Origin of the sequence: Streptomyces sp. NPDC059850 (assembly GCF_042731515.1) — a bacterium.
Classification (GTDB): domain Bacteria; phylum Actinomycetota; class Actinomycetes; order Streptomycetales; family Streptomycetaceae; genus Streptomyces.
In genome coordinates, this window is the sequence record NZ_JBHWJI010000023.1 from 71002 (window position 1) to 87501 (window position 16500).

Genomic DNA, 16500 nt, shown 5'->3' on the forward strand with positions numbered 1-16500 from the left:
CCGGGAGCTGTCCTACGGGCGGCGGGACGCGTCCGGCCTGGCCTTGCGGGCGTGGCGGGCCGCCTTGTACGGCTCGGGCAGGAAACGGTGTTCGACCGCCGCGCGGCGGGTGGCCCGGTCGCCGCCGATGACCTGGGGCCGGCCGGACATCAGGGCGTCGTAGCCCTGGCGGGCCACCTGGACGCGGCTGTTCTTCTTCATGCCGGGGCCGAAGGCGGTGTCGTTCATGCCCGCGCGGGCGTGGAAGTCGCTGTCGGTGGCGCCGGGGAGCAGGGTGGTGACGCTCACGCCGTGGTCCTTGAGTTCCTCGCGCAGGCCCAGGGCGAACATGCGAGTGAAGGCCCGGGAGGGTCCGTAGACGGTCTCGTACGGGGTCGGCAGGGTGGCCGAGAGCGAGGACGTGATGAGGATCCTCCCGTCGCGGCGGGCGGCCATGTGGCGGGCCACGTGCTTGGCGAGGTGGACCACGGAGGTGACGTTGAGGCTGATCAGGCTCAGCTCGTCCGCCAGGTCGGTGTCGAGGAAGGCGCCGCCGATGCTGCGCCCGGCGTTGAGGACGGCCGCCGACAGGGGGCGGCCGGTGTCCTCGACCGCCTGCCACACCGCTTCGACGCCCTCGTGCCGGGCCAGATCGGCCTGGACGGGGATGACCTGGGCGCCGTGCGCCGCGAAGTCGGCCGCGGCCCGGTGGATCGTGTCGCTGCGGCCGGTGGCCACGAGGTCGTGGCCATCGCGGGCGAACAGCAGGGCCAGTTCGTAGCCGATCCCGGCCGAGGCGCCGGTGACCAGGGCCAGCGGGCGGTGGGAGGGGGCGGTGCTCACGGGGTGCTCCTGTGGGGTGTGGTCTTGGTCTGTTCGGCTGCCCGAGTCTGTTCGGGTGCCCGGCCGCGGGGTGCGGTGTCGGCGTTCCAGCTGGTGAGCAGCTGCCACGCGTCCTGGGATGCCTGGTCCTTGGCGGGCAGGTAGAGGAAGAGGGTCTGGTCTTCCTCGCCGGGCAGGGTGAACGCCTGGTAGTCGATGGTCAGCGGGCCGACGACCGGGTGCCGGAACCGCTTCTGGCCGAAGGTGCGGTCCAGCACCTTGTGGTCGGCCCACCAGTGGCGGAAGTGCTCGCTCTTCATGGCCAGTTCGCCGACCAGCTCCGCGGTGCGGGTGTCCTCGGGGTGGCGTCCGGCGTCCAGCCGCAGGATCGCCGTCATCTCCGAGGCGATCTTCTCCCAGTCCACGTACAGATCCCGGGCGGACTGGTCCAGCAGGATCCAGCGGGTGAGGTTGCGCTCCCGGTACGGCATGGCGTCGAAGTCGGCGAGCAGGACCCGGCACAGATGGTTGGTGGCCAGGATGTCCCCGCGCCGCCCGAGGACGAACCCGGCGTGGTCGGTGAAGGAGTCCAGGAACCGGCGCAGGCCGGGGCGGGCCTTCTGCACGACGGGCGGGCTGCGCCGGGCCTTGTTCGTCTGCGGTCGTACGAGGTCGAACAGGTGGGCCCGCTCGGCGTCGTCAAGACGCAGCGCGGCGGCGACCGCTTCCAGGACGGGCGGGGAGGGGCTGATCTGCCTGCCCTGTTCCAGGCGTGTGTAGTAGTCGGTGCTCACCCCGGCCAGCTGCGCGACCTCCTCGCGTCGCAGGCCGGGGACCCGCCGGTAGGCGCCGCGCTCGGGCAGGCCCACCGATTCCGGGCTGATCCGGGCACGGCAGCGGCGCAGGAATTCGCTGAGATCCACGTTGCGTGCCATGACTCCATGCTGCCGCGCCTTCCCCCGCCCGGCAGGGCCCCAAGGTAGGTCTGTGCGTCCTAGGAAGTCGCTGACCAGGAATGTTGCGGAGGTATCAGGCCGTGCGCGGGTACAGCAGACAGTCCTCCGGGCGGATCGGCAGGCTGATCCCGGGGCCCGTGTGGCGGACCGCGCTCTCGGCGTGGACGCGCAGATCGCCGAGGGAGAGTTCGTCTTGGTGCAAGGCAATCCGGCTCTAGTCTGGCCCCAGGAGGTGGTCGGCCATGGCGGCGGCTGTGCGGCAGGGCATACCGGATCTCGACTCGGGGTTGTACGGCCCTAAGTCCGTGACATGGCAGATGCATGGCGACCCGATGATGTGGATCGCCGGAGTCCGCGCGCTCTATCTGCAGGCCCTGCACCCGCTCGCGGTGCGCGGCGTCCTCCAGAACTCCGACTTCCGCGAGGACGCCTGGGGCCGCTTGCTGCGCACCGCCCGGTTCGTCGCGACCATCACCTACGGCACCACCGACGCCGCGGAGCGGGCCGGGGCCCGGGTGCGCGGCATTCACCGCCGCCTCTCGGTGACCGACCCCGGTACCGGCGCCCGGCACGCCGTGGACGAGCCCACGCTGCTGCTGTGGGTGCACTGCGCCGAGGTCGCCTCGTACCTCCATGTCGTACGCCGCTCCGGCTACCCCCTCACCGATGCCCAGGCGGACGGCTATGTGGCCGAGAACAGGGAATCCGCCCGCCTGGTCGGGCTCGACCCCGCCGGGGTGCCGGGCGATACGGCGGAACTGCGCGCGTACTTGGCGAGGGTGCGCCCCGAACTCGCCGCCACCCCCGAGGCCCGCGAGGTGGATGCCTTTCTGCGCAAGCCCCCGGTGCACGCCGCGCTCGCCCCGGCGCGCGACCTGATCTGGGGGCGCTTCGCCGCCCTGGCGTACGCCTCCCTGCCCCCGTACGCCCACGCGCTGTACGGGCGCCCCGCGCCCGCCCCCGCCACCGTCACCCGCCGTCTGCGGGCGACGGGCCGGGCGCTGCGGTGCGTCCCGTCCACGGTGCGCTGGCAGCTGCCGCCGAAGCACATCCTGCGGGCGGTGGAACGGCTCGGCCCCGGCACCCGCCCCTCGCCCCGCAACCTTCCCCGCGACGCGGCCGTACCGGGCGCGGCCGGGTAGCTCGGGCGTTCGTGGCGTGCTAACCAGAGGGCATGCCTCACAGCGATGCCAGTGATGTCAGCGATGTCAGCGATGTCAGCGATGCCTACGACGTCGTCATCGTCGGCGGCGGCCACAACGCCCTGGTCGCCGCCGCCTATCTGGGCCGGGCGGGACGCAGCGTGCGGGTGCTGGAGCGGCTCGACCACACCGGTGGCGCGGCCGTGTCGACGCGGCCTTATCCCGGGGTGGACGCCCGGCTCTCGCGCTACTCGTACCTGGTCAGCCTGTTGCCCCGGCGCATCGTCGACGACCTGGGGCTGCGGTTCGCGGTCCGCAAGCGGGCCGTCTCCTCGTACACCCCCGCCGTCCGGGGCGGGCGGCCGACCGGGCTGCTGGTGGAGACCGGCGGCGGGGCCCGCACCCGGGAGGCGTTCGCGCGGCTGACCGGCGGGGAGCGGGAGTACGCGGCCTGGGAACGGTTCTACGCGATGACCGGGCGGGTCGCCGAGCGGGTCTTCCCGACGCTGACCGAGCCGCTGCCGGACCGGGCCGCACTGCGGGCCCGGATCGGCGACGACGCGGCGTGGGAGGCGCTGTTCGAACGGCCGCTGGGGGAGGCGGTCGAGGCGGCGTTCGAGGACGACCTGGTGCGGGGCGTGGTGCTCACCGACGCGCTGATCGGCACGTTCGCCTCCGCCCATGACTCCTCGCTGGCGCAGAACCGCTGCTTCCTCTACCACGTGATCGGCGGCGGCACCGGCGACTGGGACGTGCCGGTGGGCGGCATGGGCGCGTTCACCGACGCGCTCGCGCACGCGGCGAGCCTGGCGGGCGCGCGGATCGCGACCGGCTGCGAGGTCACGGGGATCGCCACCGACGGGACGGCGGCCGAGGTGACGTACGTCGACCAGGACGGCGAACACGTCGTGGGCGCCCGCCACGTACTCGTCGGGGCCGCCCCGCGCGAGCTGGCGCGGCTGCTCGGCGAGGAGCCGCCCGCCCCGCCCGCCGAGGGCGCGCAGCTGAAGGTGAACATGCTGCTGCGGCGGCTGCCCGTGCTGCGCGACCCCGAGGCGGATCCGCGCGAGGCGTTCGCAGGGACGTTCCACATCGCCGAGGGCTACGGCGACTTGGAGACGGCGTACCGGCAGGCGGCCGCGGGGGAGCTGCCCCGGCGGCCGCCGTCGGAGATCTACTGCCACTCGCTGACCGACCCGTCGATCCTCGGCCCGGACCTGGCCGCGCGGGGCTACCAGACCCTGACCCTGTTCGGCCTGCACACCCCCGCCCGGCTGTTCGCGGACGACCCCGCGACGGCCCGCGAGACCCTGCTGCGGGACACCCTCGCCCAGCTCGACGCCCATCTCGCCGAGCCGATCGCCGACTGCCTCGCGTACGACGCCGACGGCAGGCCGTGCATCGAGGCGAAGAGCCCGCTGGACCTGGACCGCGAACTGCGGCTGCCGGGCGGGAACATCTTCCACCGGGAGCTGGCCTTCCCGTACGCCCAGGAGGGCACCGGCCGCTGGGGCGTGGAGACGCGCCACGCCAATGTGCTGCTGTGCGGCGCGGGCGCGGTGCGCGGCGGCGGGGTCAGCGGCATCCCCGGCCACAACGCGGCGATGGCGGTGCTGGGGAAGTAACCCCCGACAGGCTCAGCCAATCTGACGTTCCGTCAGAAAAACTCTTCCGCTCCCCGGTCCCCTGCGGCATCCTGCCCCGCATGAAGACGGAGCTGAGCACAAGGCTGGGTGTCGAGCACGCCATCTTCGGCTTCACGCCGTTCCCCGCCGTGGCCGCGGCGATCACCCGGGCGGGCGGGTTCGGCGTGCTCGGCGCGGTCCGCTACGCCGAGGGCGACGAGCTGGCTCGCGACCTCGACTGGATGCAGGAGCACACCGACGGCAAACCGTACGGCCTCGACGTCGTGATGCCCGCGAAGAAGGTCGAGGGGGTGAGCGAGGCCGACATCGAGGAGATGATCCCGCAGGAGCACCGCGCGTTCGTCCAGGAGACCCTGGTCAAGCACGGGGTGCCCGAACTGGCCGAGGGCGAGGCGTCCGGCTGGCGGATCACCGGCTGGCTGGAGCAGGTCGCCCGCAGCCAGCTCGACGTCGCGTTCGACTACCCCGTCAAACTGCTGGCCAACGCGCTCGGCTCACCGCCCGCCGATGTCGTCGCCCGCGCCCACGAGCACGGCATCCTGGTCGCCGCGCTGGCGGGCAGCGCCCGCCACGCCCGCCACCACAAGGACGCGGGCCTCGATGTCGTCGTCGCCCAGGGCTACGAGGCGGGCGGCCACACCGGCGAGATCGCGTCCATGGTGCTCACCCCCGAGGTCGTCGAGGCCGTCGACCCGCTGCCGGTGCTCGCCGCGGGCGGCATCGGCAGCGGCGAACAGATCGCCGCCGGACTCGCCCTCGGCGCCCAGGGGGTCTGGCTCGGCTCGATCTGGCTCACCACCGAGGAGGCCGAACTCCACTCGGCCGCGCTCACCAACAAGCTCCTGGCCGCCGGATCCGGCGACACCGTGCGCTCCCGCGCCCTCACCGGCAAACCCGCCCGCCAGCTGCGCACCGTGTGGACGGACGCCTGGGACGACCCGCAGGGCCCGGGACCGCTGCCGATGCCGCTCCAGGGACTGCTGGTCGCCGAGGCCGTCTCGCGCATCCAGAAGTACGAGGTGGAACCGCTGCTCGGCACCCCGGTCGGCCAGATCGTCGGCCGGATGAACTCCACCCGCAGCGTGCAGGCCGTCTTCGACGACCTGACCCGGGGCTTCGAACGAGCCATCGACCGCGTCAACCGCATCGCCGGACGGGACTGAAACGGGACCGGAAACGGGACTCAAGGAGGGCGACGACCGATGACCGCCACGACCAGCGACCCCACCCCCACCATCCCCGTCGGCTTCTGGGCCCAGGCCGCGAGCGAACCCGACCGCGTCGTCCTCGTCGCCCCCGACGGCGAGGAGTGGACCGCCGCCCGGCTGCACGCCGCGTGCAACCAGCTCGTCGGCGGGCTGCGCGCCGCCGGGCTGCGGCGCGGCGACGCCTTCGCGGTCGTCCTGCCCAACGGGGTCGAGTTCTTCACCGCCGCGCTCGCCGCCACCCAGGCCGGGCTGTACCTCGTGCCCGTCAACCACCACCTCGTCGGCCCCGAGATCGCCTGGATCGTCTCCGACTCGGGCGCCAAGGTGCTGATCGCCCACGAACGCTTCGGCGCGCAGGCCGCCCTGGCCGCCGACGAGGCCGGGCTGCCCGCCGACCACCGCTACGCGGTCGGCGCCATCGAGGCTTTTCGCCCATACGCCGAACTCCTCCAGGGACAGCCGACCGACCCGCCCGCCGATCGCGAACTCGGCTGGGTCATGAACTACACCTCCGGCACGACGGGACGCCCGCGCGGCATCCGGCGCCCCCTGACCGGAAAGCTGCCCGAGGAGAGCCATCTCGGCGGCTTCCTGCGCTTCTTCGGGATCAGGCCCCGCGCCGAGGAGCCCGACCACATCCACCTGGTGTGCTCGCCGCTCTACCACACGGCCGTCCTGCAGTTCGCGTCCTCGTCCCTGCACATCGGCCACCCCCTGGTCCTCATGGACAAGTGGACGCCCCAGGAGATGCTGCGGCTCATCGACGCCTACCGCTGCACCCACACCCACATGGTGCCCACCCAGTTCCACCGGCTGCTCGCCCTCCCCGAGGAAGTACGGACGTCCTACGACGTCACCTCGATGCGCCACGCCATCCACGGCGCCGCGCCCTGCCCCGACCACGTAAAACGCGCCATGATCGACTGGTGGGGCGGCTGCGTCGAGGAGTACTACGCGGCGAGCGAGGGCGGCGGCGCCTTCGCCACCGCCGAGGACTGGCTGAAGAAGCCGGGAACGGTCGGCAAGCCCTGGCCCATCAGCGACCTCGCCATCTTCGACGACGACGGACGGCAGCTGCCGCCCGGCGAACTCGGCACCGTCTACATGAAGATGAGCACCGGCGGCTTCAGCTATCACAAGGACGCGGGCAAGACCGCCAAGAACCGCATCGGGGACTACTTCACCGTCGGCGACCTCGGCCTCCTGGACGACGACGGCTATCTCTACCTCCGCGACCGCAAGATCGACATGATCATCTCGGGCGGGGTCAACATCTACCCGGCCGAAATCGAGTCCGCGCTGCTCACCCACCCCGCCGTCGCCGACGCCGCCGCCTTCGGCATTCCGCACGACGACTGGGGCGAGCAGGTCAAGGCGGTCGTGGAACCCGCCCCGGGCCACACCCCTGGCCCGGAGCTGGCGGCCGCCATTCTCGACCACTGCGCGGAGCGGCTCGCGGGCTACAAGCGCCCCAAGTCCGTCGACTTCATCGCGGAGATGCCCCGCGACCCCAACGGCAAGCTCTACAAGCGGCGGCTCCGGGAGCCCTACCGGGACGGACATGAGCGACCCGTGTGACAGGGGTGGTTCCCAGCCGTATCGGCCGTATCCTCTGGCCCATGCACACACTTGACAGTGTCGAGGTGGACGGGGTCGAGCTGACGTACCGGGTGTGGGGCACCGCGGGCGACCCGCCCGTCCTGCTGCTGCACGGCCTGGGCGAGGACGGCGTCGACTGGATCGCCATAGCGCGGCGCCTCGCCCCGGGCCGCCGGGTGTACGCGCTGGACCTGCGCGGACACGGATCCAGCGACTGGCCGGGGGAGTACGCGCTGGAACTGCTGCGCGACGAGGTCGCCGGGTTCCTCGCGGCGGTCGGGGTGGAGCGCGTCACGCTGATCGGGCACTCGTACGGCGGCGTGGTCGCCTACCTCGTCGCCCAGCGCTTCCCGCAGCTGACGGAGCGGCTGGTGATCGAGGACGCCCCGCCGCTGCTGCCCCAGGACCCGCCGCTGGAGGTACCGCCGCGCCCGACCGGGCGGATGGCCTTCGACTGGGCGGTGAGGACGCAGTTCACCGCCCAGCGCAACGCCCCCGACCCGGACTGGACCGAGGGGCTCTCGGCCATCACCGCGCCCACCCTGGTGATAGGCGGCGGCCCGGCCAGCCACATCCCGCAGGAGCTGCTGGCGGAGCTGGCGGAGCGGATACCCGACTGCAGCCTGGTCACCATCGACGCGGGCCACCACGTCCACCAGAACCGCCCCGAGGAATTCCTCGCCGCCCTAGGGGCGTTCCTGGACGACGCATAGACTCCTCCCCGCCGATCGCCGAGAGAGGGGTCCGCCCGTGCGACTGACCAATACCCTGCGCCCTGTTCTGATCGCCGCCATGACCACCGCCATGACCACCGCCGTGCTGGTCGCGGGAGCCGGGGGAGCGGTCGCGGCCCCCTCCCACGGCCAACTGCGGCCGCTGGCCGGACTGTCCGCAGACCGGCTGCTCGTCGCGGACCAGGTCGCCGCCGCCAAGTGGGGCACCGACAGCCCGATCGACGACCCGGCCCGCGAACAGCAGGTGCTGGACGCGGTGGCGGAGCAGGCCCGGGAGACGGGCGGCGATCCGGTGGCGACGTCGAGGATCTTCCGCGACCAGATCGAGGCGAGCAAGGTCGTCCAGCGCGGCCTGTACCGGCGGTGGCAGGCCGACCCGTCCACGGCGCCCACCGAGCGCCCCGACCTCGCTAAAGTCCGGCTGGAGATCAACCGGATCAACGGCGAACTGGTCCGGGCGATCACGGCTGCGGCGGACGCCCGTACCGCCCCCTCCTGCCCGCCCCGGCTGCTGGCCGGGGCTCTGGCCACGGGCCATGAGAAGCGGCTGGACGGCCTGCACGCGGTGGCGCTGACCCGCGCGCTGCCGTCGGTCTGCGAGACGGCCCCCTAGGCTGCCGGTACGGACGACCGGCGGCGCAGCAGCCGCACCGCCATCGGGCCCACCAGGGACGCCAGCGCCAGGCACAGGATGGCGGCGGACACCGGGCGGGTGAGGAAGACCGTCCAGTCGCCCTCGCTGAACGCCAGCGCACGGCGGAACTGGGTCTCGGTCATGGGACCGAGGACCGCGCCGAGGATCAGCGGCGCCACCGGATAGCCGGTACGGCGCATCAGGAAGCCGAGCACCCCGAAGGCCACCGCCACCGCGAGGTCGACGGCGTTCTGCGACAGCGCGTACACGCCGAGCGTGGCGAAGACGAGGATGCCCGCGGTCAGCAGCGGCCGGGGCAGCCGCAGCAGCTTCACCCACAGCGGGATCATGGGCAGGTTGAGCACGAGCAGCATCACATTGCCGATGTAGAGGCTCGCGATCAGCGTCCACACCAGCGCGGACTGGGTCTGGAACAGCTGCGGTCCGGGCTGCACGTCGTACATCTGGAAGGCGATCAGCAGCACACTCGCCGTCGCCGACGTGGGGATGCCGAGAGTGAGCAGCGGCATCAGCACACCCGAGAACGCGGCGTTGTTGGCGGCCTCGGGACCGGCCACGCCCTCGATGGCGCCCTTGCCGAACTGCTGCTTGTGCCGGGAGAGCCTGCGTTCGAGGTTGTAGCTGAGGAAGGTGGGGATCTCCGCGCCGCCCGCCGGGAGGGCGCCGATCGGCAGGCCGATGGCCGTGCCGCGCAGCCACGGTTTCCAGGAACGCCCCCAGTCCTCGCGGCTCATCCCGATCCGGCCGCCCACCGGGAGCATCTGTTCCTCGGGGGCGCGCCGCAGTCGGGCGGCGGTGTACAGCCCCTCGCCGATCGCGAAGAGACCGACGGCGACGGCCACCACCTGGACGCCGTCGTACAGCTCCGGCACGCCGAAGGCGTAGCGCACCTGGCCGGTGAGGCTGTCGATGCCGACGAGCCCGATCGCCAGCCCCAGGAAGAGGCTGCACAGCCCGCGCGCCGGGGCGTCGGCGACGACCGCGGTGACGGTGGCGAACGCGAGGATCATCACCGCGAAGTACTCGGCGGGCTGGATGCTCTCGGCGACCCGGGACATGGCCGGGCCGATGAAGGTGATCGCGACGGTGGAGATCGTGCCCGCCACGAAGGAGCCGATGGCGGCGGTGGCCAGCGCGGCGCCCGCCCGGCCGGAGCGGGCCATGGGATGGCCTTCGAGCGTGGTCGGCACCGAGGCCGTCTCACCGGGGACGTTGAGCAGGATGGCCGTCGTCGAGCCGCCGTACATCCCGCCGTAGTAGATCCCGGCGAACAGCACCAGCGCGCCCACGGGATCGAAGACGTACGTCAGCGGCAGCAGCAGCGCGACGGTGGTGGCGGGGCCGAGCCCGGGCAGCACCCCGACGAGGGAGCCGAGGGTGCAGCCCGCGAAGGCCAGCAGCAGGTGCATCGGGCTGAACGCGCTCGCGAAGCCGTCCGTGAGGTGGGTGAGCACATCCATGTCAGAACGCCAATCGGATGATGCCGGGCGGCAGATGGATGCCCAGCAGACGGTCGAAGAGGACGTACACGGCCAGCGCCAGCACGAGTCCTACAGCTGCGTCACGGAGGAGCTTGCGGCTGCCCAGGACGCGTGCGACCAGGGTGAACAGCACGGCCGTGGACTGCCAGTAGCCGCAGGGGGCGAGCGCGAAGAGATAGCCGACGAGCAGCGCGAGCAGGGTGGCGACCGGGCGCCACTCGGTGATCCGGGCCTCCTCGCGCGCCTGGTCCGCCTGCTCCCGGTCGGCCCCGCGGAAGGCCTGCACCGTGGAGAACGCGGCCGCTACGCACAGCCCCACCCCCACGAGCAGCGGAAACGCGCGCGGGCCCACGTCCTGCTCGGTGGCCCGCGCGGGGATGGCGAACGCCCAGCCGACCACGACCACCCCGGCGGCGAGGAAGAGCAGCGCCGCCACGCGCGGGCCCCAGAGCGCTTCGGACCGTGCCTCGTGTCCCTGGCCGCTCATGAGGTCAGCCCCACATCGTTCAGTACCTGGGCGACCTGCTTCTGCTGCCGGTCGATGAGCGCCCCGAACTTCGTGTCCGGCAGCCACACGGCCTTCCAGTCGTTCTGCTTCAGGGTCCGCTTCCAGCACGGGGTGCGGCGCATCCGGTCCACCATCGTCACGATCGCCCGCCGTTCGCCGTCGCCGAGGCCGGGCGGGGCCATCACCCCGCCGATGCTCCCCACGCTCGCCCCGCCGTAGCCGAGATCCTTCAGGGTCGGGGCGTCCAGCCCCTCGGGCCGCTCGCCGCCGCTGATCGCGAGGACCCGCAGCTTGCCCGCCTCGATCTGCGGACGGATCTCCGTCAGTGTCGACATGCCGACCTTGGACGCTCCGCTCAGCAGCAGGTTGAGCACTTCGCCGCCACCGCCGGTCGGCACGTACGTCATCGTGCGGACGGGGATTCCCTCGGCCTTGGCGAGGGAGGCGACCGTGATGTGGTCGGGGCCGCCCAGCGAACCGCCCACCCAGGACATGGCCTTGGGGTTCCGCTTCATGGCCGCCAGTACCGACCGCAGATCGCGGAACGGGGACCGGGCGGGCACCACGATCACGCTGGGGCTCACGGTGAGCCCGGCGATGGGGGTGAGGGAGGAGAGCCGCACCGGGGAGTCGTTCTGCACCGCGCCCCCGGCCATGGTGACGGTGTCCATGGTCATCAGCTGGTACGGGTCGCCTCGGCGGCCGACCATCCGGGCGAGCCCGATGGCCCCGCCCGCGCCCGGCTTGTTGGTGACCGTGACGTCCTCGTCGATGATCTCGCAGCCGGTGAGCGCGGCGCCCATGCCGCGCGCCCGTGCGTCCCAGCCACCGCCGACGCTGCCGGGGGCCAGGATGGACAGGCCACGGGAGGGGTATCCGGCGGCCGAGGTGGAGTCGTCGGCGGAACCGATGGTGCACGCGCTGCTCACCGTGGCCAGCAGGGTGACGGCCAGAACGACGCGCGGACCGTTCCGGAGGAGAGGGGGCATGGCAACGCTCCGTCGCGGAAGATGCGGGATCGGTACGGGATCGGGGAGTGGGCGGGGAAACGGGGACCGGCCGGGGAAACGGGGGAGCGGCCGGGAAGATGACCGGAGCCTGCGCCCCTCGCGGTCCGGCCACAAGACGATTGACAGCAAGGCGTCAATCCCCGACCGTCGACGCATGCCCGTAGTCATCGACCTGGGCCCCGCCCCCGAGGAGCGCATCGCCGCACGGCTGTCGCCGCTCGCCGAGCTGTGCGCCTGCCTGCACGCCCTGGACGAGCCCCGGCACCATCCGGCCAGCCGCCGCTGGGTCGGCGCCGTGCTCCAGGGCGCGGACGAGCGGCTGCTCGCGCGGGCCGCGCGCTGGGCACCGCTGTGGGGCGCGTTCCGCGCCCGCTATCTGCTGCCCCTCACCCCCGGTCCTGAGCGCTCCCTGGACGAGGAGCTGGCCGACATCGCCGGACTGCCCGAGGCCACGTTCACGGCCATGACCGAACAGGCCCTGATCGGGCAGAACAGCCACCGGCCGCAGGTCGCCTCGGGGGACTCCCCCGAGCGATTCCTCGGTCGGCTGCGGCAGATGTCGGAAAGCCGGTTCGCGCTGGGAGTACGGCTGCTCGCGGGCCCCGCCGCGTTCCGCGACGACCTCACCGACTTCCTGTCCGCCGCCGCAGGTGAGCTGTTCGAGGCGGAGTGGGCCCGGCTGCGCGGCGTCCTGGAGGCGGACGTCCGTACGCGCTTCCAAAGGCACCGGCTGGACGGCGCCCGGGCGCTCGCCGACTTCCCCACCGCCCGCGTCGAGGCCGATCCGCCGCGGGTCGTCTTCGACAAGCTCTACAACGCGCGCGCAAGCCTGGCCGACGCGCCCTGTCTGCTGGTGCCCTCGCTGCACATCAACCCGCACATCGCGATCAAGCACTACCCCGGCTATCCGGTGATCGTGCAGTACCCGGTGCGGGGCGACGGCGACGGCGAGCCGCCCGCCATGGACGAGGTGCTGCGCCGGGTCCGGGCGCTGGACGAGCCGCTGCGCGTCCGGGTGTGCCACGTCCTGCTGCGGCAGTCGATGACGACGACCGAGCTGGCCAGCCACTTCGGCACCACCCCGCCGCAGATGTCGCGCCATCTGCGCAAACTCCGGGAGGCCGGAATGGTGCACACCCACCGGCAGGGGGCCAGGGTGCACTACCAGCTGGACGAGGAGGCCGTCCGCACCCTCGGCGTCGACCTGCTCGCCGCGATGCGCCGCTGATTGATGCCTGTGCGGCAATCATCTTGAGCCGACACTGTCGCACGCCTGATCGTGGCGGCACGGCCCCACAGGAGGACATGTGACACCGCGCATCAAGACCACCAAGGCGTTCTACCGCACCGGCGCCACCACCTTCTTCGCCTCCCGGCACGACCAGCGGTTCTCCTACAGCCTGCATGTGCCCTCCGTACACGAGACCACCAGCACCCCGCTCCCGCTGCTGGTGATCCAGCACGGCACCGGCCGCACCGCCGCCGAGTACCGGAACGCGATGGCCGACTTCTCCGAGCGGCACGGCGTCGTCATCCTCACCCCGCTGTTCCCGGCGGCCATCGGGGACCCGGACGATCTGCACAACTTCAAGTTCATCGAGTACGACGGCATCCGCTACGACCGGGAGCTGCTGGCGATCGTCGACGAGGTCGGGACGCGCTTCACCGTTGACACCGACCGCTTCATGCTCCAGGGCTTCTCGGGCGGCGGCCAGTTCGCGCACCGCTTCCTGTACCTCCACCCGGAGCGGCTGTGCGCCGTGTCGATCGGCGCGCCGGGCCGGGTCACGCTGATCGACCCGGACCGTGAGTGGTGGCTGGGCACGGCCGGTTTCGAGGAGCGCTTCGGGGCGCCGGTGCGGCTGGAGGAGATCCGTAAGGTGGCGGTCCACATGGTGGTCGGCGCCGAGGACACCGAGACCTGGGAGATCAACAACCCGGGCGACTCCAACTGGATGGACGGCGCCGACGCCCTCGGCCGGACCCGGGTCGAGCGGATCACCGCACTGCGCGACAACTACCTGGCGCTCGGCATCGACGTCACCCTCGACATCGTGCCGGGGGTCGGGCACAGCGGCCGGGGCATCCTGGACGCGGTCCGCGAGTTCGCCGCCCGCGTGCTGCCGCGCACCCCGCCGCCCGCGTCCTGAGCCCAGCTACGGTCGCGGTTCGTCTCCGGCCGCGACCGCGCGGGCCCATCGGTAGTCCGCCTTGCCGCTGGGGGAGCGCTGGATGTGGTCGGTGAAGACGACCGTACGGGGGATCTTGTACCCGGCGAGCCGGGTGCGGCAGTGGTCCCGTACCGCGTCGGCGTCCAGGGCCCCGGCGCCCTCGCGGGGCTGGACGACGGCCGCCACACGGTGGCCCCAGCGCTCGTCCGGGACGCCCGCCACCAGCGCGTCGTACACGTCCGGATGGGCCTTGAGGGCCTGTTCCACCTCCTCCGGGTACACCTTCTCGCCGCCGGTGTTGATGCACTGGGAGCCCCGGCCGAGGACCGTGATCACGCCGTCCTCGTCGACCGTGCCCATGTCGCCGAGGAGTACCCAGCGTTCGCCGTCCGCCTCGAAGAAGGTCTCCGCGGTCTTCTTCGGATCGTTGTAGTAGCCGAGCGGCACATGGCCGCGCTGGGCGATCCGGCCCGGTTCGCCGGGCGCGACGGGACGGTGGGTCGCCGGGTCCACGACGGCCGTACGGTCGTGAACGCTCACCCGGAAGCCCCGCTCGGGCCCGGAGTCCGCGGTGGCGGTGCCGTTGAACCCGGACTCCGAGGAGCCGAAGTTGTTGAGCACCAGGGTGTGCGGCGCGAGCGCGGCGAACTGGGCGCGCACGGTGTCCGAGAGGATCGCCCCCGAGCTGCTGACGCTGAGCAGCGGGGAGAGGTCGATGTCCTTGAGAGGCCCGGTGAGGGCGTCCACCAGGGGCCGCATCATCGCGTCGCCGACCAGCGACACCGTACTGACCTTCTCCTTCTCGACCGTCCTCAGCACCTCCTCGGGCACGAACTTCCGGTGGAGGACCACCTTCTGACCGAAGTTGAGGGCGATGAAGGCCGTGAGGGTCGAAGTGCCGTGCATCAGCGGCGCGGTGGGGAAGAAGACCAGACCGTCACCGGAGACCGCCACCCGCTCGGCCAGCTCCTCGGGGCGGCCGACCGGGATGCCGGTCGGCGCGCCGCCGCCGAGCCCGGAGAAGAACAGGTCCTCCTGCCGCCACACCACGCCCTTCGGCATGCCGGTGGTGCCGCCGGTGTAGATGATGAAGCGGTCGTCCCCCGAGCGGTCCGGGAAGCCGCGCCCGTCCGACCCCGACGCCTCGGCCTCGGCGAACGGGACCGCGCCGGGCGGCCCGTCCCCGGCGCCGACCTGGATCAGGTGGCGCAGCAGGTCCGTGCGGGGCAGCGCAGCCGCCACCCGGTCGCCGAACTCGGCGTCGTAGACCAGGGCGGCGAGATCGGCGTCGCGGTAGAGATAGACCAACTCATCTTCGACGTAGCGGTAGTTGACGTTCACCGGCACGGCCCGGACCTTCAGGCAGGCGAGGACGGTCTGCAGATACTCGACGCCGTTGTACAGGTGGAGCCCCACATGCTCGCCCGGTGCGATCCCCGCGCCCCGGAGGTGGTGGGCGAGCCGGTTGGCGGCGGCGTCGAGCTGGGCGTAGCTCAGCCGCCGCTCGGCGCCGGTGCCCGGGTGGTCGGCGTACACCAGCGCTTCTCTGCCGGGCACGGTGTCCACGATCGACTCGAACAGGTCGGCAAGGTTGTACTCCACGGCTCCTCCTGACCTGACATCGGGCGGGCTCGGCGCTCATGACAGCACCGTGGGGGAGAGGTGGGAAGGGCTGCGGCCAAAAAATCTGACTGTCCATCAGATTGCTATTGAAGTCGCTCCGTCACTACTGCAACCTGTTCTAGGTCTGAGACGGGAGGACTGCCGTGCCACACGGGACCGAACACCTCGTCGTCGAGCGCAGAGGCGCCACGCTGGTGCTCACGCTCAACCGGCCAGAGGCCAAGAACGCGCTCTCGCTGCCCATGCTGGTCGGGCTGTACGACGGCTGGATCCAGGCCGACGAGGACGACACCGTCCGATCCGTCGTGCTCACCGGCGCGGGCGGTGTCTTCTGCGCCGGGATGGACCTCAAGGCGCTCGCGGGCGGCGGCCGGATGGAGGGACAGCACTACCGGGACCGGCTGAAAACCGACCCCGACCTCCACTGGAAGGCCATGCTCCGCCACCACCGGCCGCGCACACCGGTGATCGCCGCCGTCGAGGGCCACTGCGTGGCGGGCGGCACCGAGATCCTGCAGGGCACCGACATCCGGGTGGCGGGCCGTGGCGCCACCTTCGGGCTGTACGAGGTCCGGCGCGGGCTCTTCCCCATCGGCGGCTCCACGGTGCGCCTCGCCCGCCAGGTGCCGCGCACCCACGCCCTGGAGATGCTGCTCACCGGCCGCCCCTACAGTGCCGAGGAGGCCGAGCGGATCGGGCTGATCGGCCGGGTCGTGGACGACGGCACCGCGCTGACGAAGGCCCTGGAGATCGCCGAACTCATCAACGCCAACGGCCCGCTGGCCGTCGAGGCGGTCAAGGCATCCGTCTACGAGACCGCCGAGATGACCGAAACCGATGGCCTCGCGTCCGAACTCGCACGCGGCTGGCCCATCTTCGACACCGCCGACGCCAAAGAGGGATCGAAGGCCTTCGCGGAAAAACGCCCCCCGGTCTACCGCCGGTCGTAGTGCTCCGCTGACCTCA

16 protein-coding genes are annotated in these 16500 nt (G+C 72.1%); 9 read left to right on the forward strand and 7 right to left on the reverse strand.

The features are described 5' to 3' along the window. Positions 1-12 precede the first annotated feature (12 nt). The 3 genes from ACFV9T_RS20830 to ACFV9T_RS20840 all read right to left on the reverse strand — a co-directional run bounded on the left by ACFV9T_RS20830 (position 13) and on the right by ACFV9T_RS20840 (position 1959). A complete protein-coding gene (locus tag ACFV9T_RS20830) occupies positions 13-822 on the reverse strand; it encodes an SDR family NAD(P)-dependent oxidoreductase (RefSeq protein WP_385442401.1) in 810 nt (269 codons plus the stop codon). Beyond that, on the reverse strand, positions 819-1736 hold the full coding sequence (locus tag ACFV9T_RS20835; protein WP_385442402.1) for a helix-turn-helix transcriptional regulator: 918 nt from the start codon (positions 1734-1736) through the stop codon (positions 819-821). The genes ACFV9T_RS20830 and ACFV9T_RS20835 overlap by 4 nt, the downstream gene beginning before the upstream one ends. A gap of 94 nt (positions 1737-1830) precedes the next feature. Continuing rightward, entirely contained in the window at positions 1831-1959 is a 129-nt protein-coding gene (locus ACFV9T_RS20840) for a hypothetical protein (protein WP_385442405.1), read from the reverse strand. A gap of 40 nt (positions 1960-1999) precedes the next feature. Here ACFV9T_RS20840 and ACFV9T_RS20845 point away from each other — a divergent pair, with 40 nt between their 5' ends. The 6 genes from ACFV9T_RS20845 to ACFV9T_RS20870 all read left to right on the forward strand — a co-directional run bounded on the left by ACFV9T_RS20845 (position 2000) and on the right by ACFV9T_RS20870 (position 8699). Then, entirely contained in the window at positions 2000-2899 is a 900-nt protein-coding gene (locus ACFV9T_RS20845) for an oxygenase MpaB family protein (protein ID WP_385442407.1), read from the forward strand. Positions 2900-2931: 32 nt separating this feature from the next. Then, a complete protein-coding gene (locus ACFV9T_RS20850) occupies positions 2932-4524 on the forward strand; it encodes a phytoene desaturase family protein (protein ID WP_385442409.1) in 1593 nt (530 codons plus the stop codon). A gap of 80 nt (positions 4525-4604) precedes the next feature. Next, positions 4605-5708, forward strand: a complete 1104-nt coding sequence (locus tag ACFV9T_RS20855; protein WP_385442411.1) for a nitronate monooxygenase — start codon at positions 4605-4607, stop codon at positions 5706-5708. A 39-nt stretch (positions 5709-5747) separates the two neighbouring features. Continuing rightward, complete coding sequence (locus ACFV9T_RS20860) at positions 5748-7331, forward strand: acyl-CoA synthetase (RefSeq protein ID WP_385442414.1); 1584 nt, start codon at positions 5748-5750, stop codon at positions 7329-7331. Between the two features lie 41 nt (positions 7332-7372). After that, entirely contained in the window at positions 7373-8065 is a 693-nt protein-coding gene (locus tag ACFV9T_RS20865; RefSeq protein ID WP_385442416.1) for an alpha/beta fold hydrolase, read from the forward strand. 79 nt (positions 8066-8144) lie between these two features. Next, positions 8145-8699, forward strand: a complete 555-nt coding sequence (locus tag ACFV9T_RS20870; protein ID WP_385442509.1) for a chorismate mutase — start codon at positions 8145-8147, stop codon at positions 8697-8699. On the opposite strand, the gene ACFV9T_RS20875 is transcribed toward ACFV9T_RS20870, so the two are convergent. Genes ACFV9T_RS20875 through ACFV9T_RS20885 form a run of 3 tightly spaced genes read right to left on the reverse strand, consistent with a single transcriptional unit; the run spans position 8696 to position 11719 of the window. After that, entirely contained in the window at positions 8696-10201 is a 1506-nt protein-coding gene (locus ACFV9T_RS20875; RefSeq protein WP_385442418.1) for a tripartite tricarboxylate transporter permease, read from the reverse strand. The two genes, ACFV9T_RS20870 and ACFV9T_RS20875, sit on opposite strands and share 4 nt — an antisense overlap. A gap of 1 nt (position 10202) precedes the next feature. Beyond that, on the reverse strand, positions 10203-10709 hold the full coding sequence (locus ACFV9T_RS20880) for a tripartite tricarboxylate transporter TctB family protein (protein WP_385442420.1): 507 nt from the start codon (positions 10707-10709) through the stop codon (positions 10203-10205). Continuing rightward, positions 10706-11719: a Bug family tripartite tricarboxylate transporter substrate binding protein gene (locus tag ACFV9T_RS20885; protein ID WP_385442422.1), complete on the reverse strand. Its 1014-nt coding sequence runs from the start codon at positions 11717-11719 to the stop codon at positions 10706-10708. The genes ACFV9T_RS20880 and ACFV9T_RS20885 overlap by 4 nt, the downstream gene beginning before the upstream one ends. A 175-nt stretch (positions 11720-11894) precedes the next feature. Between ACFV9T_RS20885 and ACFV9T_RS20890 the strand changes: the two genes are divergently transcribed. Beyond that, the gene (locus ACFV9T_RS20890; protein ID WP_385442425.1) at positions 11895-12968 is read left to right on the forward strand and encodes a DUF5937 family protein; all 1074 of its coding nucleotides are present in this window, start codon (positions 11895-11897) and stop codon (positions 12966-12968) included. Between the two features lie 79 nt (positions 12969-13047). Then, positions 13048-13890, forward strand: a complete 843-nt coding sequence (locus tag ACFV9T_RS20895; RefSeq protein ID WP_385442427.1) for an alpha/beta hydrolase — start codon at positions 13048-13050, stop codon at positions 13888-13890. 6 nt (positions 13891-13896) lie between these two features. Here ACFV9T_RS20895 and ACFV9T_RS20900 read toward each other — a convergent pair whose 3' ends face one another. Then, on the reverse strand, positions 13897-15513 hold the full coding sequence (locus tag ACFV9T_RS20900) for an acyl-CoA synthetase (protein ID WP_385442428.1): 1617 nt from the start codon (positions 15511-15513) through the stop codon (positions 13897-13899). Between the two features lie 164 nt (positions 15514-15677). On the opposite strand from ACFV9T_RS20900, the gene ACFV9T_RS20905 reads away from it, so the two are divergent. Continuing rightward, positions 15678-16484: a crotonase/enoyl-CoA hydratase family protein gene (locus ACFV9T_RS20905; protein ID WP_385442430.1), complete on the forward strand. Its 807-nt coding sequence runs from the start codon at positions 15678-15680 to the stop codon at positions 16482-16484. Positions 16485-16500 lie beyond the last annotated feature (16 nt).